This window comes from Kitasatospora purpeofusca (assembly GCF_036010405.1).
GTDB classification, from domain to species: domain Bacteria; phylum Actinomycetota; class Actinomycetes; order Streptomycetales; family Streptomycetaceae; genus Kitasatospora; species Kitasatospora purpeofusca.
Genome location: NZ_CP108561.1, coordinates 4,555,493 through 4,578,649 on the forward strand (window position 1 = coordinate 4,555,493; position 23,157 = coordinate 4,578,649).

The following is a 23,157-nucleotide window of genomic DNA, read 5'->3' on the forward strand; positions in this document are numbered from 1 at the left end:
CTGCCGCGTTCGGCGGCAGGCCCACCCGTTCCGCCGTTCGACCGTGCGGGACCGGGCCGCGTGCCAGGCTGCCGGGATGAGCGACGACGACGGTGGGCACGGGCGGGTGCGGGCGAGCTACGACACGGTGGCGGAGGAGTACCGGAAGCGGATCGGGGGCGAGCTGGCGTTCAAGGTGATGGACCGCGCGCTGCTCGGGGTGGTGCTGGAGGAGGCCGCCGGGGGCACGGTGGCGGACCTGGGGTGCGGGCCGGGGCACGTCACCGGGTGGCTGGGCGAGCGGGGGCCGGCCGTCGGGGTGGACCTGTCGCCCGCGATGGTGGCGGTCGCCCGGCGGGAGCAGCCCGGGACGGAGTTCCGGGTCGGCGACCTGCTGGCACTGCCCGCCGCCGACGGGGAGTTCGCCGCCGCGGTGGCGCTCTACTCGGTGATCCACCTCGAACCGGGCGAGCTGCGGCCGGCCTTCGAGGAGATGCGGCGGGTGCTGCGGCCGTCCGGGGTGCTGCTGGTCTCGTTCCACCTGGGCAGCGAGGTGAGGACACTGGACGAGTGGTGGGGCCACCGGGTGGACGTGGACTTCCGCTCCCTGGAGACCGACACCGTCGCCGACCTCCTGACGGAGGCCGGTTTCACCGTCACGGCCCGGCTGGAACGCGACCCGTACCCCGAGGAGGCACCGACCCGCCGAGGCAGTCTGCTGGCCCGTCGGACCTGATCCGAGGGGCGTTCCGCACCCCTCGGTCGTCCGTCCGCGCAGCACCTGGTTTTTGACCAGCGTTTCCCGGCCGGTGTATACGTTCGCCGCTGCGGACAGGCATACTGGCCAGGGGACGGGCGCTTTGCCCAACTGTGACGTATGACTCTAGACGAGAAGGGACCGGTGGCCAGGGATGCTGCGTAACGGTCTTGAGCCCTGGCACGTGCTTGTGGTGCTGGCTGTCGTGATCCTGCTGTTCGGGTCGAAGAAGCTGCCGGAGATGGCCCGCGGCCTCGGCAAGTCGATGCGAATCCTCAAGGCGGAGACGAAGGCGATGCGTGAGGACGACACTCCCGCCGCCGACGCCGCGCCGGGTACCGCCCAGAGCACCGCCGCCCCGGCGCAGCCGGCTGCCGAGCAGCCCCGCCCGGCCGCCGTCAACCCGACCAACGTGACCAAGGCGACCGAGACGCCCCGGTCCACCACCGCCTGATCCACGGCGGTACGAAGTCGACCGAAGCCCCCGCCCGAAACGGCGGGGGCTTCGTCGTGTCCGGCACCGGCACCGGCGACTCGCGCGGCCCTCGACGCTCGGCCATCGACGCTCGGCCATCGACGCTCGGCGCTCGGCGCTCGGCCGGGACCGAACTGCCCGGACCGGACGGCCCGAACGGCCCGGACGGAGCAGCCCGGGCGGCGGGCCGGGCCGCGCCGGGGCAGGCTGGCCGGGATGTCCGCGAACCAGCAGCCGCCGACGCCCCAGCCCCTGCACCGTCCCGACCTGCGGGCCTGGGGACTACTGCTGGGCTCGTTCGCCCTGCTGATGCTCGGCTACTTCACCCTGCCGCTGCGCGCCCTGGGCGACGACCACCCGCTGCTGAGCTGGGTGCTCTTCGCCGCGGTGCTGACCCTGCTGACCGGACTGCTGCTGGCCCGGATCGTCGACAGCATGCGCGGCACCGGACGCCATCCCGGCGTCTGGCTGGCCTTCCTGATCTGCTTCTCGCTGACCGTCTTCGCCGGCACCTACTACGTCCTGGCCGACCGTCCGGGCGAGTTCGACGGGCTGGTGACCCGTCTGGACGCGCTGTACTTCACGGTCGTCACGATGGCGACCATCGGCTACGGCGACATCACCGCGGCGGGCCAGGGGCCCCGGCTGGTGGTGCTCCTGCAGATCGCCTACAACTTCGTGTTCCTGGCGGCCGCCGCCGGTGCCCTGAGCCGGACCGTCCGCTCCGGGATGGAGGTCCGCGCCCACCGCTCCGAGGACGACCCCCCTCCCGGTCACCGACTCGGCCACGGCCACGGCCACGGGGCCGGATCGCACCCCGGCCTGGGCCAGGGCCGACGCAGCCGGGGCCTCCTGCGCGGCCGCAAGCACTACGAGGACGGCGGCGGACACCAGGGTGGTGGACACCAGGGTGGTGGACACCAGGGCGGTGGACACCAGGGCGGTGGGCGCGGGAGCGGTGGGCGCGAGGACGACTAGGACCGGCTACTGTCGATCACACAGAACCGGTTGCCGTCCGGGTCGGCGAGCACCACGAAGTCCGGGTCCTCCGGGTAGAGGTCCCAGTCGACCCGGCTCGCGCCGAGGCCGACCAGCCGCTCCACCTCGGCCGCCTGGTCCGCCGCGTCGGTCGCGTAGAGGTCCAGGTGCACCCGAGGGTGCACCTGCGGCGGGGTGGCGCTCCGGCCGAGCGCCACCTGCACCCCGGGGACGCCGTCCGCCGGGACGAGCACCACCCAGTCGTCCCCGGCCTCGCCGTCCCGGGGCGCGTACCCCAGGGCCCCGCCCCAGAACGCCGCCGCGCGGCCGACGTCCACCACTCCGAGCACCACCGAACCGACTCTCAGCATGCCGCCGATTGTGCCCGACCGGCCGACCGGCCGACCGGGCCACCGGCCGACCGGAGGGGCGACGCACGGTCAGGCCGGGACGAGGCCCGGCTCGCCGGCCACCACCGCCCAGGAGGCCGAGGTCCGCACCGGCGACTCGCGGACGGCGATGCTGTCCACCGTCCGGGCGTCCGTCAGCCAACGCTCGCGGTCCACGTCCAGGCGCAGATAGCCGTGGCGCAGGCCGTCGAAGTACCGGACCTGCGGGTTGAGCGTGGGGTTGAGCGCCTTGAGCGGCCCGTCGAACGCGGCCGGGAAGTCGGAGCTGACGCTGGTCGCCGTGAACTCGACGGCGACCGGCGCGGACGCGAGGTCGTCGCGGTCGATCCGCAGGTCGCTGAACCAGGAGGAGTGGATGTCACCGGCCAGCACCACCGGGTTGGCGACCGCCGCGTCCCGCAGGAAGCGCAGCAGCCGGGTGCGGGCCGGGTCGTAGCCGTCCCACTGGTCGAGGTTGGCGAGCGGCGGCAGCGGGTGGGCCGGGTCCAGGAAGTTGGGGAAGCGGATCTGGCTCATCATCACCTGCTGGGCGATGACGTTCCAGCGCGCCCGGGAGCCGGACAGGCCCCGGCGCAGCCACTGCTCCTGCTCGGCGCCGGTCAGGGTGCCGCCGGTGTTGCCCAGTCCGTCCGCGACGGGGCCGAAGTCCTGGGAGTGGCCGCCCGGTTGGTCGGAGCGGTACTGGCGGGTGTCGAGCACGTTGAGGCGCAGCAGGTCGCCGAAGTCGAAGCGGCGGTACAGGCGGTAGTCCGACGAGCCGTTGCGGTACGGGTTCCGCAGCGGCATGTGCTCGTAGTAGGCCTGGTAGGCGGCGGCGCGCTCGCGGGCGAAGGCGGCGGTGTCCTGGTGGCGCGCGCCGGTGTCGTCGATCTCGTCGACCGGGCCGGCGTAGTTGTTCTCGACCTCGTGGTCGTCCCAGGTGACGATCCAGGGGAAGGCGGCGTGCGCGCCCTGGAGGGCCGGGTCGGTCTTGTACAGCGCGTGCCTGGCCCGGTAGTCGGCCAGGGTGAGGAGCTGGTTGATCCCGGGGGTCCCGGGGGTGGTGTGCAGGCGGTCCGGGTACTGGCTGTGCGGGTCGGTCTCGTAGATGTAGTCGCCGAGGTGCACGACGGCGTCGAGGTCCTCGGCGGCCAGGGCGGTGTACGCGGGCCAGTAACCGTTCTGCCAGTCCTGGCAGTTGACCACGCCGAGGCGGAGCCGGCCGGGGCGGGCGCCGGCCGCCGGGGCGGTGCGGGTGCGGCCGGACGGGCTCAGGTGGCGGCCCGCGCGGAAGCGGTACCAGTAGTCGCGGCCGGGCTGGAGCCCGCGCACGTCGACGTGCACGCTGTGCCCGCGGCCGGCCTCGGCGGCGGCGACGCCGCGCCGGACGATCCGGCGGAAGCCCTGGTCCGCCGCGACCTCCCAGGACACCGGCACGGAGCGGGGGCCCATGGCGGCGGCGTCGAAGGGGTCGGCGACCAGCCTGGTCCACAGAACGACGGCGTCCGGCAGCGGGTCGCCGCTGGCCACGCCGAGCAGGAACGGGTCCCGGCGGACCGGTTCCGCGTGCGCCGTACGGATGTTGAGCGCCTGGGCGCCCACGGCGACGGCCGCGCCGACCAGCAGGCCGCGGCGGCCGATCGCGGCGCCCGGGGGCCGCCCGGGGGCGGACGGCGACGGCGCCGGGGACACCTGGGAGAGCGAGGGCGACGGGGGCGGGGGCGGGGACGACGGCACGGGAGACCTCCTGCAGCTGTTGCGCATCGGTGACACCACGGCCGGCAATTCCATCAGACGGGGATGGAGCGCCCCGTGAACGGCAGGCGACGTCTTCGCCCTTTTTCCCGCCCCCGCCAACGGAGTTGACCCGGCGACAGCTGGCCGGGCCCGGCGGACCGACGGCAGCTGACCGACAACAACGGACCGACAACAACGGACCGACGACGGCGGACCGACAACAACGGACCGACGACGGCGGACCGACAACAACGGACCGACGACGGCGGACCGGCGACGGCGGACCGGCGACAGCCCCCGGTCGGCCGCCGCTACTGCCCGCCGCCCGCCGCTCCGCCGCCCTTCCGGCGCAGGGACATCAGAAGCAGGAGGACGGCCGACAGCACCGCTGCCACCCGCAGCACCCCCGGCGCCGCCACCCACATCGCGTGGGAGCCCTGCTCGCCCGGCGGCGGGGCCGCGCCCCAGCGGCCCTGTGCGCGTCCCCAGTAGAAGAGCGAGCTGCCGCTGATCACCATCAGCGGGATCCCGAACACCACCAACTTCTTCATGAAGTCGGACAGCTGACGGGACAGGTAGCCGAGCGCCCAGCCGATCAGCATCGCGATCAGCTGACCGGTGACGGCGCCGCCGATCAGCACTGCGGCGGCGAGCAGCAGCAGGGGCGAGGGGCGCCGCCCGCCCGGGGCCTTCGCCGGACCGCCCTTCGCGGCGGGGGCACCCTCGGCGGGGCCGTCCTTCCCCCGGGCCGGGGCCTTCTTCCCGCCGGTTCTCTTCCCGGCCGGCTCCTTCCCGCTGCCCCTGGCCCTGCCCTTCCGCTTGCCCTTCCCGGCCGCCCCTCCCTCCGTCGGCTCCGCCGTGTCGCCCGTGGCCCCCGCGTCCGGCGCCGCCGGGTCGCCCGGGGCGGCGTCCTCGTCCACCCCGGGCGCCGAACCGGCGTCGGCGGCGGTCCGCTGCTCCGGGATCGGACGGTTGGAGGCGGCCGGGCCGTCCCCGAAGTCGATGGTCACGTAGTCCCAGTCGCCCGTGCTCACGGCGCGGTAGGCCGGTGGCAGCGACTCCGGGTCCGCGGGGGCGTCCTCGACCGGCTTCGCCAGCCACGACGGTCCGTCACCCCGGTCCGTGCCCCGGGTCGCACCTCGGCCCTGGCCGGACCGCGCGGGCGGCGGCAGGAACGCGGCGGGCGCCCCGGACGCCTCACCACCCGTGCCCGGCCCACCGGACGCCCCGGCGTCGGACCCACCGGACGGCGCCGCGACCGGACGCGGCGGCCCCTGGGGGCGCGGCGGAACGGCGGGCGCCGGCTCGCCCGCGTACACGCTGTCCCCGTCGCCACCCGCGCCGGAGGCCCCCGCACCCCCCGGCGGCTCGCTCCAGGGCCCCTGCTTGCGCCACCACTCGCCGTCCGACATCCCCACGCACCCCGCCTTGCCCGTACCGATCGCCCGTACTGATGGCCTGTACCCATGGCCTGTACCGCTTGCCCGTACCGAGAACCCCTGCCGAAGTCCGTCCCGGACCGGACCCGCCACCGGTCCGGACGCGGCGTCGTCCCCGCCGACCGTGACGCTACCCACCCACCGCCCCACCACGCGAGCCGGAACGCCGCCCGGCCGCACCCGCGTTCGCCCCGGCGGCACCCGACCGGGCCCGGCGGCCGAGGCACCGGCCCCCACCCGCACCGCCGGTCCCTCCCCCACCGCGCCCACCACCCCGCCGTTCCCGTCAACCCCCGTGCGCCCGCCGCCCCCCGCGCAACCCGCCGCCGCCCCCGGATCCACCGGCGCCGGGGCCCTTCCACCCCGCCGCCGCCCGACTAACCTAGGTCGAATGACCACACAGCAGGGCCCACAGCGCCAGGCCAAGTCCCTCGCGGGCGCCCGCACCCTCGCCGAGGAGCTGCGCGCCCGGCCCGACGACGACCTCGTCGCCCTGCTCCGGTCCCGCCCCGACCTGCTCAACCCCGTGCCCGGCGACCTCACCCAGCTCACCGCCCGGCTCTCCTCCCGCGCCTCCGCCCTGCGCGCGCTGGAACGCCTGGACCGCTTCACCCTGCAGACCGCCGAGGCCCTGGCCGCGCTCCCCGACGCCTCCTCGCCGGCCGCCGTGCGCACCCTGCTGGCCGGCCCGGCGAAGGTGAAGCCGCACCCCGAGGCCACCCCGCTGAGCGCCGCCGACCGCGCCGCCGTCGCCGCCGCACTGCCCCGCGCCCTGGCCACCCTGCGCGACCGGGCCCTGCTCTGGGGTCCCGACAACGGTCTGCGCCTGGTCATCGCGGCCCGCGAGGCGCTCGCGCCGACCGCCGCCAACCCCGGCCGCACCGGCCTCGGCCCGACCTTCGCCGAGGCGAGCACCGGCATGTCCCCGGCCCGGCTGCAGCAACTGCTCGCCTCCGCCGGGCAGCCCGCGACGCCCGACCCGGTCACCGCCGTCGCCGCGTTCACCACCCTGCTCGGCGACCGCGCCCGCTGCGAGGCCCTGCTCGCCACCGCCCCCGAGCCCGCGCTGCGCCTGCTCGACCGGCTGGTCTGGGGACCGCCCACCGGCACCGTCCCGGACGCCACCCGCCCGGTCACCGCGCAGGACGCCCAGAGCCCGGTCGAATGGCTGCTGGCCCGGGGCCTGCTGCTGCCCACCAGCCCCGGCAGCGTCGTCCTGCCCCGCGAACTCGCCCTGCACCTGCGCGGCGGACGCTCGCACCGCACCGTCGAACCGCTCCAGCCCGAGCCCGCGCCGGCCGCCGCGCCGCGCGATCCCGGGACCGTGGACGGCGCGGCCGCCGGGCAGGCGCACACCGCCGTCCGGACCGTCGAGGAACTGCTGGAGCTCTGGGGCCTCACCCCGCCGCCCACCCTGCGCGCCGGCGGCCTCGGGGTGCGCGATCTCAAGCGCACCGCCCAGGCTCTGGAGAGCACCGAGCAGACCACCGCGTTCTGGCTCGAACTCGCCCACACCTCGGGCCTGCTGGCCCCGGACGGCGAGGTCGACGAGCACTGGGCGCCGACGCCCGGGTACGACGAGTGGCTGCGCCTGGACACCGCCGCACGCTGGACCGTGCTCGCCCGCGCCTGGCTCGCCGCGACCCGCGTCCCGGCCCTGGCCGGCACCGCCGACGGCAAGGGCAAGCAGCGCGCCGCGCTCGGCCCCGAACTGGACCGCACCCTCGCCCCGTCGGTCCGCCGCGCCGCCCTGGCCCTGCTCGCCGAACTCCCGCCCGGCACCGCGGCCACCCCCGCCGAACTCCTGCCCACCCTGCGCTGGCAGCGCCCGCTGCGCGGCGGGCAGACCGACCCCGACGGCCGCGACCTGCGCGAACACCTGGTCGGCTGGACCCTGGCCGAGGCCGAACTCCTCGGCGTCACCGGCCGCGGCGCCCTCGCCGCCCCCGCCCGCGCGCTGCTCACCGCCGAGGCCGACCCCGCCACCGTGCTCGCCCCGCTGCTGCCGCAGCCGCTCGACCACGTGATCCTCCAGCCGGACCTCACCGCGATCGCGCCCGGCCCGCTGCTCACCCCGCTCGCCCAGGCGCTCGCGCTCTGCGCCGACATCGAGTCCAAGGGCGGCGCGACCGTCTACCGCTTCACCCCCGAGTCGGTCCGGCGCGCCCTCGACGCCGGGCGCAGCGCCGCCGACCTGCGGGCCTTCCTGGACCAGCACTCCCGCACGCCGCTCCCGCAGCCGCTCGGCTACCTGATCGACGACGTGGCCCGCCGGCACGGCCTGCTGCGGGTCGGGGCCGCCTCGTCGTACCTGCGCTGCGACGACCCGGCCCTGCTGAACGAGATCCTCGCCGACCGCCGCTCCGCCGACCTGCGGCTGCGGCTGCTCGCTCCGACCGTGCTGGCCGCCCAGGCCGCGCCGGACGTCCTGCTCGGCACGCTGCGCTCGATGGGGTACGCGCCCGCGGCCGAGTCCGCCGAGGGCGATGTACTGATCACCCGCCCGGACAGCCACCGCACCCCGCCCCGGGCGGCTCCGGTGCCCGTCCCGGACGGCCCGCCGACCCCGGACGACACCCTGCTCGCCGCCGCCGTCAAGGCGATCCGGGCCGGGGACCGGGCGGCCACCGCCGTCCGCCGCGAGCCCGCCGCCGCGTCCGGGCGGCAGCTGCCGCGCACCGCCGCCGCCGAGACCCTGGCGACCCTGCAGACGGCGGTCCTGCTCGGCGAGCGGATGTGGATCGGCTACCTCAACGCGGAGGGCCTCGCCAGCCAGCGGATCATCGACCCGGTGAAGGTCGAGGGCGGCTACGTGACCGCCTTCGACCACCACGACGGCGAGCTGCGCACCTTCGCGCTGCACCGGATCACCGGGGTCGCCGAACTCGACGAGTGACCCCCGGGCCCAGTGGGCCTGCGACTCAGTGGCCCTGCGACTGGGCCTGCTGCTGCTGGGCCTCCTCGGCCTGCTTCTGCTTCATCGCCTTGTCCGCCATGGCCGCGAGGTCGCCCTGCCCGACCGGCATCACGGAGTTCGCGCCGGCCAGGTCCGCGAGCAGGAACCCGGGCGCCGCCAGCAGCCCGCCGGGCCCCTCGCCGACACCCGCGACCGCGTGCGCGGAACCGGCCGAGGAGGCGGTGGCGGCGAAGGCCGTACCGGCGAGGGCGAGAGCGGTGAGAACACGCTTCGACTTGTTCATGCAGGGATCAACGAGCCACTCCCGCCACGGTCACCCCCCGCGTCCCCGGCCGCACGGCCCGTGCCACCGGTTGACGCCCCGCCTCCACCGGCGTAGTCCGGAATCACGGGGGTGACGAAAGGAGTCATCATGCTCGGCGATCTCATCGGCCGGACCGAGAACCGGGACACCGGCCGCCGCGTCCTCGACGCCGGGGACGGCCACGTGGTGGTCGAGGTCTCGTTCGAGTCCAAGGGCAGCTACTACGACACTCCGGTCAACGGCTTCGGCACCTACGAGTCCGAGATGCGCCCCGACGGCAATCTGCGCGGCGAGGGCCAGGGCGTCGACATGACGGCCGACGGCCAGAGCGTCATCTGGCACGGCACCGCGCTCGGCCGTTTCACCGAGGGCGGCGGCACCAGCTGGCGCGGTGCCCTCTTCTTCTCCACCGCCTCGTCGCAGCTCGACCGCCTCAACCACGTCGTCGGCCTCTTCGAGTACGAGGTCGCCCCGGACGGCAAGTCCACCGGCGTGTACTACGAGTGGAAGTAGCCGCTCGCCGAGGGCGGTCCCCGTCCACCCCGCCGGATGCGCGACACTGGAGGGTCGGCGTGCCGCACGACCCGCGGACCCGACCGACCTGTCAGCCAGTGGAGGGCTTCCCCGCGTGAACGACGGACCGCTCATCGTCCAGAGCGACAAAACTCTCCTCCTGGAGATCGACCACCCCAGGGCCGCCGAGTGCCGGCGGGCCATCGCGCCGTTCGCCGAACTGGAGCGGGCGCCGGAGCACGTGCACACGTACCGGGTGACACCGCTCGGGCTGTGGAACGCGCGCGCCGCAGGCCATGACGCCGAGCAGGTCGTCGACGCCCTGGTGACCTACTCCCGCTACCCGGTGCCGCACGCGCTGCTGGTCGACGTGGCCGACACGATGGCCAGGTACGGGCGGCTGCGGCTGACCAAGCACCCGACCCACGGCCTGGTGCTGTCCACCACCGACCGCCCGGTGCTGGAGGAGGTGCTGCGCTCCAAGAAGATCGTGCCGCTGGTCGGCGACCGGATCGACCCGGACACCGTGGTCGTGCACCCCTCGGAGCGCGGCCAGATCAAGCAGGTGCTGCTCAAGCTCGGCTGGCCCGCCGAGGACTTCGCCGGCTACGTGGACGGCGAGGCGCACCCGATCGAGCTGGCCGAGGACGGCTGGAGCCTGCGCCCCTACCAGGCGCAGGCGGTCGAGGGGTTCTGGCACGGCGGCTCGGGCGTGGTCGTGCTGCCCTGCGGCGCCGGCAAGACCCTGGTCGGCGCGGCGGCGATGGCGCACGCCAAGTCGACCACGCTGATCCTGGTCACCAACACCGTCTCGGCCCGCCAGTGGAAGCACGAGCTGGTCAAGCGGACCTCGCTGACCGAGGACGAGATCGGCGAGTACAGCGGCACCCGGAAGGAGATCCGCCCGGTCACCATCGCGACCTACCAGGTGATGACCACCAAGCGGAAGGGCGTCTACGCCCACCTGGAGCTGTTCGACGCGCGCAACTGGGGCCTGGTCGTCTACGACGAGGTCCACCTGCTGCCGGCCCCGGTGTTCAAGTTCACCGCCGACCTCCAGGCCCGCCGCCGGCTCGGCCTGACCGCCACCCTGGTGCGCGAGGACGGCCGCGAGGGCGACGTGTTCAGCCTCATCGGCCCGAAGCGCTTCGACGCGCCGTGGAAGGAGATCGAGGCGCAGGGCTACATCGCGCCCGCCGACTGCTGCGAGGTCCGGGTCACCCTGACCGACTCCGAGCGGCTCGCCTACGCCACCGCCGAGCCGGAGGAGCGCTACCGGTTCTGCGCCACCACGGCGACCAAGCGCCGGGTGGTGGAGGCGCTGGTCAAGAAGCACGAGAAGGACCAGACGCTGATCATCGGCCAGTACATCGACCAGCTGGACGAGCTCGGCGAGGTCCTGGACGCCCCGGTGATCAAGGGCGAGACCAGCAACGCCCAGCGCGAGAAGCTGTTCGAGGCGTTCCGCAACAAGGAGATCGGCGTCCTGGTCGTCTCCAAGGTGGCCAACTTCTCCATCGACCTGCCGGAGGCGACCGTCGCCATCCAGGTCTCCGGGACCTTCGGCTCCCGGCAGGAGGAGGCCCAGCGCCTCGGCCGGGTCCTGCGGCCCAAGGCGGACGGCCACTCCGCCCACTTCTACTCCGTGGTCGCCCGGGACACCGTCGACCAGGACTTCGCGGCCCACCGCCAGCGCTTCCTCGCCGAACAGGGCTACGCCTACCGCATCATCGACGCGGACGACGTGCTGTAGCGGGCGGGGCGGAGCCGCACGCCGGGGCAGCAGGGCCGAGAGGCCCGGCAGGGCGGAGCGCTCAGTAGCGGACGCCGTCGCGGCCGAGGAGGATCACGCGCGCGGCGGTGTCCAGGGCGATGCCGACGTTGCGGACGGTGGTGGTGAGGGGGTGGCGGCGGCGGCCGGTGGTGGCGGTGGCGCCGGCCGGGGCGGTGCGGGTGCGGTGCTGTGATGTGCTCATACATTCCACGGTAGGCACCCGAACGGCCGCCGCCATCACCCCGAAGGCCGTACCCGGCGGGACGTAGGTCGTCCTCGCGGAGTACGGAGGCCCCGAGTCCGTCGGGGGTGGGACCCGGAGGCCGACGCGGCCGGCCCCTCTCTTCCGGACCACGTCGCCTGGCGTGATCCGGAAGAGAGGGTCTAGGATCGTCCGCCTGCCCCCTCCCGAACCGTGGTACCCGCTGTAGTCGCGCGGGCAGCCGGGGGAGGTGCCGACCGCACGGCAACCGGTCGGCTGTATCCACCGTGAGCTCCTACGATCCGCTGCGCCCGGTCCCCGGGGCAGCCGGAAAGGTTCGCTGTGCCCGCCACCCCCACCACCGACCCCCTGCAGCGCGAGCGGGACCACCTGGCCGCGTCCAGGTCCGCCCTGCGCTCGATGCGCGAGGACGTCGAGTCGCTCGACATCAGAGACGTGACCGGCACCTGGGTCACCGCCGTCGTGCTGGCCAAGCAGATCGAGGCCCGGATCGCCGCCCTGGCCGACCTCTCCCACACCCCGCTGTTCTTCGGCCGGCTCGACTACCTGCACCCGATCGGCGAGGACCTCAGCGAGGGCTCCGGCGGGGACAGCTTCTACATCGGGCGCCGGCACGTGCACGACGCCCACGGCGACCCGATGGTGATCGACTGGCGCGCGCCGGTCTCCCAGCCGTTCTACCGGGCCAGCCGGACCGCCCCGATGGACGTCGAACGCCGCCGCCGCTTCGGCTACACCGGCGGCGAGCTGACCGCGTACGAGGACGAGCACCTCACCGATCCGGCCGAGGGCGACACCGCCTCCGCCCTGCTGGCCGCCGAGATCGAGAAGCCGCGCGTCGGCCCGATGCGCGACATCGTGGCCACCATCCAGCCGGAGCAGGACGAGATCGTCCGCGCCGACATCTCCGGCACCCTCTGCGTGCAGGGCGCGCCCGGCACCGGCAAGACCGCCGTCGGCCTGCACCGGGTGGCGTACCTGCTGTACGCGCACCGGGAGCGGCTGGCCCGCACCGGCACCCTGGTGATCGGCCCGAACAACGCCTTCCTCTCCTACATCGAGCAGGTACTGCCCGCGCTCGGCGAGCTGGACGTCGCCCAGGCGACCGTGCAGCAGTTGGTCGCACATGTCGAGGTGCGCGGCGAGGACTCCGCCGGGGCGGCCCGGCTGAAGGGCGACGCCCGGATGGCCGAGGTGCTGCGGCGGGCGGTGCGCTCCGGCATCACCCTGCCCACCGAGCCCTGCGTGGTGGTCCGCGGCTCCCGCCGCTGGCGCGTCCCGGTCCACGAACTGACCGAGATCATCGAGGAGTTGAAGGGCCGGGAGACCCGCTACGGCGCGGCCGCGGAGGCACTGCCGCAGCGGATCGCGCACGCCGTGCTGCTGAAGATGGAGCAGTCCGGCGAGGCCCCGGACGACCGGGTGCAGGACGCGGTGGCCCGCAACGCCGCCGTGAAGGCGACGGTCAAGCAGTGCTGGCCCCCGGTCGACCCGGCCAAGCTGGTGCTGCGGCTGCTGTCCGACCCGGAGTTCCTGGCCGGGTGCGCGGAGGGCGTGCTGACCGCCGAGGAACAGGCCGCCGTGCTGTGGCCCAGGCCGGGCCGCTCGGTGCGGACCGCCCGCTGGACCGCCGCCGACGCCGTGCTGGTCGACGAGGCGACGGACCTGGTGCGGCGCACCCCGTCGCTCGGGCACGTGGTGCTGGACGAGGCGCAGGACCTCTCCCCGATGCAGTACCGCGCCGTCGGCCGCCGCTGCAGCACCGGCTCGGCGACCGTGCTCGGCGACCTCGCCCAGGGCACCACCCCCTGGGCGACGGCGAGTTGGCCGGAGGCGCTGCACCACCTGGGCAAGCCGGCCGCGCACATCGAGGAGCTGACCAAGGGCTTCCGGGTGCCGGAGGAGGTCATCGCGTACGCCTCCCGGCTGCTGCCGTCGATCGCCCCCGGTCTGGCGCCGGCCGGTTCGGTCCGTGACGCCCCGGGCTCGCTGACGGTCCGCCGGGTCGATCCGGAGGAGCGGACCGACGCGGTGGTCGAGGCCTGTCTGCGGGCGCTCGGCCGGGAGGGCTCGACCGGTCTGATCGCGGCCGACGCGCGGGTGCCGCTGCTGGCCGAGGCGCTGACGGCGGCCGGGCTGCCGCACCTCGCCCCGGGCGCCGAGACCAGTGCGGAGGCCCGGCTGACCCTCGTCCCGGCCTCGCTGGCGAAGGGTCTGGAGTACGACTACGTGGTGCTCGACGAGCCGGCCGCGGTGGTCGCGGGCGAGCCGGACGAGCGGACCGGGCTGCGGCGGCTGTACGTGGCGCTGACCCGCGCGGTCTCCGGCCTGGAGGTGCTGCACGCCGAGCCGCTGCCGGCGCAGCTGGGCTGAGCCCGACGGACGGCGGGCGACGGCACCGGTTCCGGTGTCGCCGCCCGCCGTCGTGGAACCGCTGCTCAGCCGTCGATCAGCGCCCGCCACTCGGCGACCTTGGCGGCGTCCACCGGCGACTGCCAGCCGTCGACCCGCACCGCGCCGCCGACGTGGAAGGCGTCGAAGCCGGCGCCGCGCAGCCCCGGCAGGTGCTCGGCCCGCAGGCCGCCGCCGATGAGGATCCGCTGGGTGTAGCCGGGCTCGCCGGCCCGGGCCAGTTCGGCCAGCAGGACGTCGAGGCCCGCGTCCACGCCGCCGGCCGCGCCGGAGGTGAGGAAGGTGTCCAGTCCGGGCAGCGCGCCGACGGCGGACCGGACGGCGGCCCGGTCGGCGCTGTGGTCGATCGCCCGGTGGAAGGTCCAGCGGCAGCCGGCGATCGCCTCGGCGACAGCCTCGGTGGCGGCCAGGTCGACCGCGCCGTCGGCGTCGAGGAAGCCGAGGACGAACTCGTCGGCGCCCTCGGCCCGGAGCGCGGCGGCGCGGTCGCGCAGCACGTCCAGGTCACCGGGGGCGAAGCCGTCCCGGATCCGGAGCATCACCCGCAGCGGGAGGTCGACGGCGGCCCGGATCTTGGCGAAGTCCTCCACCCCGGGGGTGAGGCCGTCGGCGGCCATGTCGGTGACCAGTTCGAGCCGGTCGGCGCCGCCCGACTCGGCGGCCTGGGCATCCTGGGGCGTCAGCGCGATGACTTCGAAAATTGGTCTAGACATATTAGACAGAGTGCCACATCGCCCCGGCCCCGGCGAGCCCCGTGCGGCCACTTGGCCGGACAACATCCATGCCCCGGAAAGCGCGGAACGGCGCGCCCCGGAGAACACGGAACGGCACACCCCCGGAAAAGCGGAACGGCCGGACGGCCCGGGTCCACAACCCGGTCGTCCGGCCGTTCGGAGCGGCGAGGCCCCGGCCGTCCCCGCTCAGGCGAGGCTCCGGCGACCTCCCGCCCCGGTATCGCGGTGCAGCAGCCCTGCGGCCACCATCGTCCCCACCAGCACCAGGCCCACCACCGGCAGCAGCCGCCAGACGCCGCCGATCGACTGCCAGATCCGGAACAGGCTGAACGTCAGGGTCAGCGGCAGCACCGCCAGCCCCATCGCGGCCGGGACCAGCCGGTCGCGCACCACGAAGAGCAGCGTCAGCAGCGGGACGACCACCAGCGCCGCGCCCGCCCATCCGTCCGTCAGCACCCAGGAGCTGTAGAAGTCCTCCGCCACCAGGACCAGCCCGCCGCCCGCCGCCGCGGCCAGCACCATCGCCCGGTCGCTCCGGGTCGGCCGCCGCCGCAGCAGCTCGTGGGGCGCGAGCGCGAACAGCAGTCCGGCGAACAGCTGCGGAGTCGCCTCGCAGGACTTGTTGAACACCAGCCAGAAGTCGGGCTGGGCCAGCACCGCCAGCGCCACCCCCAGCGCGCCCACGGCCGCCAGGGCGACGGCCGCCGTCCGGGCGAGCCGCGACCGGCCTGCCAACACCGCGCCGACCAGCAGCAACGGCACCAGCAGCGCGCCGTAGTACGAGGCATAGGCGGGGACCTGCACCGCGCGGTCCGGCAGCTCCCACATCCACTCCGGCGCCTGGCCGGTCGCGTCGTGCAGGACCCGGGTCAGCCCCAGTCCCGCGATCGCCCCGGCGACCAGCGGCGCCGCCAGCGCGAGCAGCCGCCCGGCGGTGGACGAGGCGGTCAGGCCGGTGCGCATCCGCAGCCCGTACACCCCGAGGTCGAGCGCCTCGCGCGCGGTGGCGAGCTTGCCGCCCTCGGCCGTGGAGTCGGCGAAGACGGCGGACAGCTCGTCGCCGCGCTCACGCCGGTAGCGGGCCGGATAGAGCCGGAGCGCGGCCCGGAACGCCACTGGGTCCGCCGACCCCGGGAAGAACTGGATCGTCATACGAATGTCCCCCTGACCTTGAAGAACGCCAGCTTGCCGCCCCCGGCCGCGGGGCGGACGGCAGCCGGGCGCGCGGACGGCTCGCGGACGGCGGCCAGCCGCCGCTGGGCCTCCTCGGCGACGGCGCTCAGCCGCTCCGCCTCGGTGGTCAGCGCACCGCGCCCGCCCTCGGTGAGGGCGTAGGTGCGCCGGGCCCGGCCGTCGACGATCTCCTCGGCCGCGACCTCGATCAGCCCCTGCTGCAGCAGCCGGTCCAGCGCGCCGTACAGGGTGCCGGTGCGCATCTTCACCCGGCCGTCCGAGATCGCGGCGATCTCCTGGATCAGCGCGTAGCCGTGCCGCGGGGCGTCGGCCAGCGCGGTCAGCAGGAGCAGCGTCGGCTCTTGCATCGCCCGTTCAGTCATGGAGCTACATATACCTTTCGTCGACATATCATGTCCAGCGGAATCTTTGGTGCTCCGGCCCGGCCCAGCACAATGGCGCCATGCCGGAAGCCGACGCCCCCGCCACCGACGCCCCCGCCACCGAGGACCTCCTCGCCGCCTGGACCGCCCTGCTGCACCGCTGCGGCGCGGCCACCGACCCCGGACCGGCCGGACGGGAGCTGCTGCGCCGCTGGTCCGAGCCGCAGCGCCGGTACCACACCGTCGACCACCTGCGCGCCGTACTGGGCCACGTCGACACCCTCGCCGAGCACGCCGACGACCCGGACGCCGTCCGGCTGGCCGCCTGGTTCCACGACGCCGTCTACCGGCCGGACCGCTCCGAGAACGAGGAGCGCAGCGCCGCCCTGGCCGTCCGGGCGCTCGGCGGCAGCGGGCTCCCGGCGGCCCGGGTCGCGGAGGTCGCCCGGCTGGTCCGGCTCACCGTCACCCACCGCCCCGAGCCCGGCGACCGCGACGGCGAGGTGCTGTGCGACGCCGACCTCGCGGTGCTCGGCGGCGGGCCGGCGGCCTACGCGGTGTACGCGGCGGCCGTCCGGGAGGAGTACGTCTTCGTGCCCGAGCCGGACTTCCGCGCCGGGCGCGCGGCGGTGCTGCGCCAGTTGCTCGCGCTGCCCGCGCTCTACCGCACGACGACCGCGCACCGGCGCTTCGACGCCCCCGCCCGGGCCAACCTCGCGGCCGAGCTCGCCGGGCTCACCGGTCCTGGAACACCCGAAAGCTTCGACTGACAGCCCCCGAACGCGTCCGGGCCCGTACCGGTGGCCGACCACCGGCACGGGCCCGGACGCCGCCGTCAGCCCGCCCGCCGCGCCAGCGGCAGCCGGCCCCGGCTGAAGGCGGCCGCCCCCAGCCCCGCGACCACCGGCAGCACCACCGTGATCAGCACCAGCAGCCCCCAGGGCGCGGCGAACGGCACCGCCGGCGCGCCGAGCTCCCCGGCCGCGTGCGAGCGCAGCAGCCCCAGCGCGGGCACGAACCCGCTCACCGTGCCCAGCACCGCGCCGATGCCCGCGATCAGCGTGCACTGCAGCCCGGCCTGGATCCGGTTCATCCTCGGCGGCGCACCCACCGCGGCCAGCGTGGCCCGGTCGTTGCGCGAGTCGGCGGCGGCCAGCCCGGTGGCCACGGCCGCGGCTCCGAGCACCACCACCACGGCGAACCCGCCGAGCGCGAGGGTGTTCATGTCGTCCTTGGACTGGTAGCCGCGCTCCACCGCCAGCTGGGCGTGCGGGGCGAGCTGGGCCACGGCCGCCTCGGCGCGCTGCTGCGCCTTGCGGTCGGGCGCGACGTCGGGACGCCACACCGATCCGTTGGGCCTGGCCGTGAGTCCGGCCCTGCGCACCGCCTCCGGTCCCATCAGCACCGCCCCGTACCGGGCCGCGTCGGGGTTCTCCACCAGGACGGCCTCGACCGGGACCTCGATCTTCTCCGTCCCCGGCACCTGTCCGGGCTGGACCGGTCCGCCGGCGGCGCCCTGCATCGTCAGCGTCACCCGGCCGCCGTTCAGGTAGGCGGAGTCGAAGACCACCGCCCGGCCCGCGGCCAGGGCCTCCTCGGCCGCCCGGTCGCGCACGCCGAACAGGCTGTGCAGGACCGTCGTGTCGCCGGACAGCACCCGGCTCCGGGCGCCGCCGAACTCCGAGCGCGCACCGGTCCCCTTGGCCTGCACCGTGCTGGAGCAGTTGTCGCAGAACACGTAGGTCACGTCCTGGACGTCGGCGCGGGCGCCCAGGTTCGGCAGGGCCTGCTCGACGGCGCGGCGCAGCCGGACCGTCTCCGGGCTGCCCGGCGCCGCGGGGGCGTCGAGCACGACGGCGCCCAGCGGGGCCGTCGGCCGGTAGGAGGCCCGCTCCTGGGCCTCGGTACCGGTGCTGTAGACGCCGACGGCGACGGCTCCGGCGACGGCGGCCATCACGGCGGCCACGGCCGGCGCGGTCCGGCCGCGGTGACGGGCCGAGTCGCGCAGGGCCAGCCGGGGGCCGAGCGGCAGCCGGCCGGCGAACCGGCCGAAGAGGGCGATCAGCATCGGGGTGAAGAACAGGATGCCGACCTCGGCGGTGGCCGCACCGGCGAGCACCGAGAGCGCCCGCTTGTTGAGCCCGCCGACCACCGGCATGGTGCCGCTCTGGTAGGTCCCGGCGCCGTACAGCGCCACCGCCGCTCCGGCGCCGACCAGCAGCAGCCCGAGGACCGGCAGCAGGCGGCTGGGCGTGGCGACGGTGTCGCGGCCGGTGAGTCCGGCCACCACGTCCCGGCGGGCCGCCTGCACCGCGGGCAGCACGGCGGCGGCGAGCGCGGTCAGCACTCCCACGGCGGCGATCGCCAGCAGGTCGAGCGGGGCGATCGCGAAGTGTCCGAAGCGGCTGCCGCCCGCCCCTTCCAGCCAGGGCCGCAGCGCGGCGACCAGACCGGTGCCGAGCGCCACCCCGAGGGCGGCTCCGGCCAGTCCGAGCACCAGTCCGCCGCCGAGCACGATGGCCCGGACGTGGCCCCGGTGGCCGCCGGCGGCGCCGACGAGGGCCAGCTGCCGCCGGGAGCGCCGGGCGCCGACCGCGAAGGCCGGGCCCGCCAGCAGGGTGACCTCCAGCAGCGCCATGCCGATCACGGTGACCAGGATGACGGTCCGGTTGTCGCTCTCGGGGGAGACCCACTTGTTGACGTTGTAGGGGACGGCGGAGGTCGGCGGCGGGTCGAGGGCGACCGCCCGGGAGGTCACGGTGAAGCCGTACCGGTTGAGCTTCTGGACGGCGGTCCAGTCGAGTCCGGCGCCGGCGGGCAGCCGGACCAGCCAGCTCTCGGTGCGGACGGCCTCGTCCCGGCCCCCGGCCACCGGTCCGCCCGGGGCGTCCGGCGCGGCGGCGGCCACCGCGGCCAGCGGGGAGATCACCTGGCCGGGCCGGGCGACCAGTTCCACCTTCTTGAGCTCACCGGGGTGCTCGACCACGCCGGTCAGCAGGAACGGGGTCTGCTCCAGTCCCTTGACCGTGGTGGAGTCGCCGAGCTTCAGTCCGGCCTCGTCGAGGAAGGCGCGGGTGACGGCGGCCTCGTTGCGCGCGGCCGGCGCCCGGCCCTCGACCAGGTCGAGCCGTCCCGACCAGATCGGGTCGGTCAGATCGGCCTCGGCGGTGGAGGTGGTGAACAGGCCCTCCCGGGTCGAGGCGCTGACCTCGGGCCCGGACGTGGCCGGAAGCAGCACCGAGGCGGCCGGCAGCAGCCCGCCCAGCTGCTCGACCGAGCTCGCCGCCCCGGCGGCCGCAGGTGCGGAAGCGGGGTCGGTCCGGGCCTCCGGCAGCACCAGGACGCCGTCCTCGGCGAAGGGCGCCTGCTCGACGGAGCGGCCCGGGCGGTGGGCGGAGACCAGGGCGTCCGCCCCGCCCATCAGCCGCTCGACCCGCTCGGCAGGGGTGAGCGAACCGCTCTGGTGGACGATGTCGGCGCCGGTGACACCGAGCACCGGCAGCGCGACCATGGCGATCACCAGGGCGCTGCGGCCCTTGGCCTTGAGGGCGTCGCGGCGGGCGATGCGCAGCGCGACGCGCAGGGCGGAGAGCTTCATCGCCGTCCCCCGTTGCCACCGGTGAGCAGCGGGTGCGCGGCCTGTCCGACGCCCCCGTCGACGACGCCGCCGTCGTTCAGGACGACCACGCGGTCGGCCCAGACGGCGTGGCGGGCGTCGTGGGTGACCATCATCGCGGCGGCGCCGGCGTCGCAGCGGGCGCGCAGCACGGCCAGCACGGCCTCGCCGGTGGCGGAGTCGAGCGCGCCGGTGGGCTCGTCGGCCAGGACGAGGCGGCGGTCGCCGACCAGGGCCCGGGCGATCGCGACGCGCTGCTGCTGGCCGCCGGAGAGCTGCTCGGGGAAGCGGTCGGCCAGGTCGGGGATGCCCATCTCGCGCAGGGCGGTGAGCGCCTCCCGGCGGGCGGTCCGACCGGACACCCCGTCGAGTTCACGGGGCAGGGAGACGTTCTCGGCGGCGGTCAGCGCCGGGACGAGGTTGTAGTCCTGGAAGACGTAGCCGACCGAGCGGCGGCGCACGGCGGCCAGCCGGGTCCGGTTCAGCCCGCTCAGCTCGACGCCCTCGACCAGCACCTGCCCGCCGCTGGGCCGGTCGAGGCCGCCGGCCAGGGTCAGCAGGGTGGACTTGCCGGAGCCGGAGGGCCCCATGACGGCGACGAACTCGCCGGCGTGCACGGCCAGGTCGACGCCGCGCAGGGCATGCACCTCGGCTTCGCCGTGCCCGTGCGTCCGGGTGACGGCGCGCAGTTCGAGGACCGGACGGGTCGGATCGGGCTGGGACATGGTTCTCCCCACTCATTGCCGAAAAGAAGGACTCGGACGGACTATATATGTCGTTGGACTGCATATGTAGTCCGACGGTTTCATCGGCGCGAAAAAACCGCCGCCGCACCCGGAGGTGCGACGGCGGTACGGAGGGAGGAGGGCCGGCTACAACTCGCCCACGGCGGCCACGACGGCGCCGCGCTTGCCGCACACCCAGTGCGGCTCCGGCCCCAGCTCCGGCTCCACGCCCAGCGCGTGCGGGTCGCCGTCGGCCGCGCAGTCCGCGCACAGCGGCCAGCGGCCGTGGCTCTCCAGCAGCGCGTCCTGGACGTCCTGGGCGACCAGGCCCAGCACGTACTCGGTGCCGTCCGGCCACTGCTCCAGCCACCAGCGGCGGTGCGTCACGGCCTGCTCCACCAGGGACACCACGGCGGGGTCGGCGGCGTCCCGCGCGGTCAGGTCGGCCAGGATCAGCGCCCGCGCGGTGTGCAGCGCCGTCTCGATGTCGTCTGTCGTAGCCATCCGTCCAGTCTCCCAAGAACGCCCGGAAACCCGGGAACCCACCAGAACCCCCCGCCCCGGGGACCGTTCCCGGGAACGCCGCGAGGGCGGCTCCCCGTCGGGGAACCGCCCTCGCGGACGAAAGACCTGCTGATCCGATCGGAACGATCAGGATCAGAAGTCCATGTCACCGCCCGGCATGCCGCCGCCGGCGGCCGCGGAGGCCTTCTCCGGCTTGTCGGCGATGACGGCCTCGGTGGTGAGGAACAGCGCCGCGATGGAGGCGGCGTTCTGCAGCGCGGAGCGGGTGACCTTGGCCGGGTCGATGATGCCCGCGGCGACCAGGTCGACGTACTCGTTGGTGGCGGCGTTCAGACCGTGACCGGCGGGGAGGTTGCGAACCTTCTCCACCACGACACCGCCCTCGAGGCCGGCGTTGGTCGCGATCTGCTTGATCGGGGCCTCCAGCGCGACCTTGACGATGTTGGCACCGGTGGCCTCGTCGCCCTCCAGCTCCAGCTTGTCGAAGGCGACCGAGGCCTGCAGCAGCGCGACGCCACCACCGGCGACGATGCCCTCCTCGACAGCGGCCTTGGCGTTGCGGACGGCGTCCTCGATGCGGTGCTTGCGCTCCTTGAGCTCCACCTCGGTGGCCGCGCCGGCCTTGATGACGGCCACGCCGCCGGCCAGCTTCGCGAGGCGCTCCTGGAGCTTCTCGCGGTCGTAGTCCGAGTCGCTGTTCTCGATCTCGGCACGGATCTGGTTGACCCGGCCCGCGACCTGCTCGCTGTCGCCGCCACCGTCGACGATGGTGGTCTCGTCCTTGGTGATGACCACCTTGCGGGCGCTGCCCAGCAGGTCGACGCCGGCGCTCTCCAGCTTCAGGCCGACCTCCTCGGAGATCACGGTGCCGCCGGTGAGGATGGCGATGTCCTGGAGCATGGCCTTGCGGCGGTCGCCGAAGCCCGGGGCCTTGACGGCGACGGACTTGAAGGTGCCGCGGATCTTGTTCACGACCAGGGTCGACAGGGCCTCGCCCTCGACGTCCTCGGCGATGATGACGAGCGGCTTGCCGCTCTGCATGACCTTCTCCAGCAGCGGCAGCAGGTCCTTGACCGAGCCGATCTTGGAGTTGGCGATCAGGATGTAGGGGTCCTCGAACGAGGTCTCCATACGCTCCAGGTCGGTGGCGAAGTAGGCCGAGATGTAGCCCTTGTCGAAGCGCATGCCCTCGGTGAGCTCGAGCTCCAGACCGAAGGTGTTGCTCTCCTCGACGGTGATGACGCCTTCCTTGCCGACCTTGTCCATGGCCTCGGCGATGAGCTCGCCGATCTGGGTGTCGGCGGCCGAGATGGAGGCGGTGGAGGCGATCTGCTCCTTGGTCTCCACATCCTTGGCCTGGGCCAGGAGCTGGTCGGAGACGGCGACGACGGCCTTCTCGATACCGCGCTTCAGGGCCATCGGGTTGGCGCCGGCGGCGACGTTGCGCAGACCCTCGCGGACGAGCGCCTGGGCCAGCACGGTGGCGGTGGTGGTGCCGTCACCCGCGACGTCGTCGGTCTTCTTGGCGACCTCCTTGACGAGCTCCGCGCCGATCTTCTCGTACGGGTCCTCGAGCTCGATCTCCTTGGCGATGGAGACACCGTCGTTGGTGATCGTGGGGGCGCCCCACTTCTTCTCCAGAACGACGTTGCGGCCCTTGGGGCCGAGCGTGACCTTCACTGCGTCGGCAAGCTGGTTCATGCCGCGCTCAAGGCCGCGGCGAGCTTCCTCATCAAAGGCGATGATCTTGGCCATCAGAAGTGGTCCTCCGGGACACGGTCGACTGCTCGGACCAAGGGGTGCCCGCGACGGACGGCCCTGGTGTGCGGGGGTCCATTCCCCTACCGCTCCCTGGGGCCTCACCGACCCGGTCCGCTGTCACTCTCAAGCTGTGAGTGCTAACGCCAATGATTAGCACTCCGGGTAGGTGAGTGCAAGCCCAATCGGGCAATCCGCGAGCCGCGCCGCCCGCCCCGCGCACCCCTCCGGGGCCGCCCCCGACCGCCTCCGACCGGCCCCGACCCGGCCCCGACCGCAGCGTCCCGGGCGCGGCGGCGGACATGACTGCGGGCCCGTACGACCGAGGTCGCACGGGCCCGCAGTG

At 74.8% G+C, this 23,157-nt stretch carries 20 protein-coding genes; 8 read left to right on the forward strand and 12 right to left on the reverse strand.

Translation table 11 applies throughout. The features are described 5' to 3' along the window. Nucleotides 1-76: 76 nt before the first annotated feature. From OG715_RS20130 to OG715_RS20140, 3 genes are all read left to right on the forward strand, one after another. Entirely contained in the window at nucleotides 77-715 is a 639-nt protein-coding gene (locus OG715_RS20130; RefSeq protein WP_266270190.1) for a class I SAM-dependent DNA methyltransferase, read from the forward strand. 175 nt (nucleotides 716-890) lie between these two features. Further along, complete coding sequence (gene tatA / locus OG715_RS20135; protein WP_266270191.1) at nucleotides 891-1,190, forward strand: Sec-independent protein translocase subunit TatA; 300 nt, start codon at nucleotides 891-893, stop codon at nucleotides 1,188-1,190. Between the two features lie 237 nt (nucleotides 1,191-1,427). Then, nucleotides 1,428-2,189, forward strand: coding sequence for a potassium channel family protein (locus tag OG715_RS20140; protein WP_266270192.1), 762 nt, complete (start codon nucleotides 1,428-1,430; stop codon nucleotides 2,187-2,189). Here OG715_RS20140 and OG715_RS20145 read toward each other — a convergent pair. The 3 genes from OG715_RS20145 to OG715_RS20155 all read right to left on the reverse strand — a co-directional run bounded on the left by OG715_RS20145 (nucleotide 2,186) and on the right by OG715_RS20155 (nucleotide 5,727). Then, complete coding sequence (locus OG715_RS20145) at nucleotides 2,186-2,560, reverse strand: VOC family protein (RefSeq protein WP_266270193.1); 375 nt, start codon at nucleotides 2,558-2,560, stop codon at nucleotides 2,186-2,188. The genes OG715_RS20140 and OG715_RS20145 overlap by 4 nt on opposite strands. A gap of 69 nt (nucleotides 2,561-2,629) precedes the next feature. Beyond that, nucleotides 2,630-4,315: an alkaline phosphatase D family protein gene (locus tag OG715_RS20150; protein ID WP_266270194.1), complete on the reverse strand. Its 1,686-nt coding sequence runs from the start codon at nucleotides 4,313-4,315 to the stop codon at nucleotides 2,630-2,632. Between the two features lie 311 nt (nucleotides 4,316-4,626). Beyond that, nucleotides 4,627-5,727, reverse strand: a complete 1,101-nt coding sequence (locus OG715_RS20155) for a hypothetical protein (protein WP_266270195.1) — start codon at nucleotides 5,725-5,727, stop codon at nucleotides 4,627-4,629. A 418-nt stretch (nucleotides 5,728-6,145) separates the two neighbouring features. Here OG715_RS20155 and OG715_RS20160 point away from each other — a divergent pair, with 418 nt between their 5' ends. Next, nucleotides 6,146-8,650, forward strand: coding sequence for a helicase C-terminal domain-containing protein (locus tag OG715_RS20160; protein ID WP_266270196.1), 2,505 nt, complete (start codon nucleotides 6,146-6,148; stop codon nucleotides 8,648-8,650). 25 nt (nucleotides 8,651-8,675) lie between these two features. On the opposite strand, the gene OG715_RS20165 is transcribed toward OG715_RS20160, so the two are convergent. Beyond that, nucleotides 8,676-8,954 carry a hypothetical protein gene (locus tag OG715_RS20165; RefSeq protein WP_266270198.1) on the reverse strand — a complete coding sequence of 93 codons (279 nt, stop codon included), beginning with the start codon at nucleotides 8,952-8,954 and terminating at the stop codon, nucleotides 8,676-8,678. 129 nt (nucleotides 8,955-9,083) lie between these two features. On the opposite strand from OG715_RS20165, the gene OG715_RS20170 reads away from it, so the two are divergent. Further along, the gene (locus OG715_RS20170) at nucleotides 9,084-9,488 is read left to right on the forward strand and encodes a hypothetical protein (RefSeq protein ID WP_266270199.1); all 405 of its coding nucleotides are present in this window, start codon (nucleotides 9,084-9,086) and stop codon (nucleotides 9,486-9,488) included. A 115-nt stretch (nucleotides 9,489-9,603) separates the two neighbouring features. Next, a complete protein-coding gene (locus OG715_RS20175) occupies nucleotides 9,604-11,241 on the forward strand; it encodes a DNA repair helicase XPB (protein ID WP_266270200.1) in 1,638 nt (545 codons plus the stop codon). 61 nt (nucleotides 11,242-11,302) lie between these two features. On the opposite strand, the gene OG715_RS20180 is transcribed toward OG715_RS20175, so the two are convergent. Further along, nucleotides 11,303-11,464 carry a hypothetical protein gene (locus tag OG715_RS20180; RefSeq protein WP_266270202.1) on the reverse strand — a complete coding sequence of 54 codons (162 nt, stop codon included), beginning with the start codon at nucleotides 11,462-11,464 and terminating at the stop codon, nucleotides 11,303-11,305. A 342-nt stretch (nucleotides 11,465-11,806) separates the two neighbouring features. On the opposite strand from OG715_RS20180, the gene OG715_RS20185 reads away from it, so the two are divergent. Continuing rightward, nucleotides 11,807-13,858 (forward strand): HelD family protein, encoded by a 2,052-nt coding sequence (locus tag OG715_RS20185; RefSeq protein ID WP_266270203.1) that lies wholly within the window; start codon nucleotides 11,807-11,809, stop codon nucleotides 13,856-13,858. A gap of 65 nt (nucleotides 13,859-13,923) precedes the next feature. On the opposite strand, the gene OG715_RS20190 is transcribed toward OG715_RS20185, so the two are convergent. From OG715_RS20190 to OG715_RS20200, 3 genes are all read right to left on the reverse strand, one after another. Next, on the reverse strand, nucleotides 13,924-14,610 hold the full coding sequence (locus tag OG715_RS20190) for a copper homeostasis protein CutC (protein WP_266270204.1): 687 nt from the start codon (nucleotides 14,608-14,610) through the stop codon (nucleotides 13,924-13,926). Between the two features lie 207 nt (nucleotides 14,611-14,817). Next, on the reverse strand, nucleotides 14,818-15,783 hold the full coding sequence (locus tag OG715_RS20195) for a hypothetical protein (protein WP_266270205.1): 966 nt from the start codon (nucleotides 15,781-15,783) through the stop codon (nucleotides 14,818-14,820). Then, the gene (locus OG715_RS20200) at nucleotides 15,780-16,187 is read right to left on the reverse strand and encodes a PadR family transcriptional regulator (protein WP_266270206.1); all 408 of its coding nucleotides are present in this window, start codon (nucleotides 16,185-16,187) and stop codon (nucleotides 15,780-15,782) included. The genes OG715_RS20195 and OG715_RS20200 overlap by 4 nt, the downstream gene beginning before the upstream one ends. Before the next feature lie 80 nt (nucleotides 16,188-16,267). Here OG715_RS20200 and OG715_RS20205 point away from each other — a divergent pair, with 80 nt between their 5' ends. Next, nucleotides 16,268-16,957 carry an HD domain-containing protein gene (locus OG715_RS20205; RefSeq protein WP_266270207.1) on the forward strand — a complete coding sequence of 230 codons (690 nt, stop codon included), beginning with the start codon at nucleotides 16,268-16,270 and terminating at the stop codon, nucleotides 16,955-16,957. Nucleotides 16,958-17,022: 65 nt separating this feature from the next. Here the strand turns inward: OG715_RS20205 and OG715_RS20210 are convergent, their stop codons facing one another. The 4 genes from OG715_RS20210 to groL all read right to left on the reverse strand — a co-directional run bounded on the left by OG715_RS20210 (nucleotide 17,023) and on the right by groL (nucleotide 22,808). Beyond that, nucleotides 17,023-19,785, reverse strand: a complete 2,763-nt coding sequence (locus OG715_RS20210) for an FtsX-like permease family protein (protein WP_266270208.1) — start codon at nucleotides 19,783-19,785, stop codon at nucleotides 17,023-17,025. After that, nucleotides 19,782-20,528 carry an ABC transporter ATP-binding protein gene (locus tag OG715_RS20215; RefSeq protein WP_266270210.1) on the reverse strand — a complete coding sequence of 249 codons (747 nt, stop codon included), beginning with the start codon at nucleotides 20,526-20,528 and terminating at the stop codon, nucleotides 19,782-19,784. The genes OG715_RS20210 and OG715_RS20215 overlap by 4 nt, the downstream gene beginning before the upstream one ends. A gap of 147 nt (nucleotides 20,529-20,675) precedes the next feature. Next, nucleotides 20,676-21,032, reverse strand: coding sequence for a hypothetical protein (locus tag OG715_RS20220; protein WP_030393674.1), 357 nt, complete (start codon nucleotides 21,030-21,032; stop codon nucleotides 20,676-20,678). A gap of 153 nt (nucleotides 21,033-21,185) precedes the next feature. Continuing rightward, on the reverse strand, nucleotides 21,186-22,808 hold the full coding sequence (gene groL, locus OG715_RS20225) for a chaperonin GroEL (RefSeq protein WP_266270211.1): 1,623 nt from the start codon (nucleotides 22,806-22,808) through the stop codon (nucleotides 21,186-21,188). Nucleotides 22,809-23,157 lie beyond the last annotated feature (349 nt).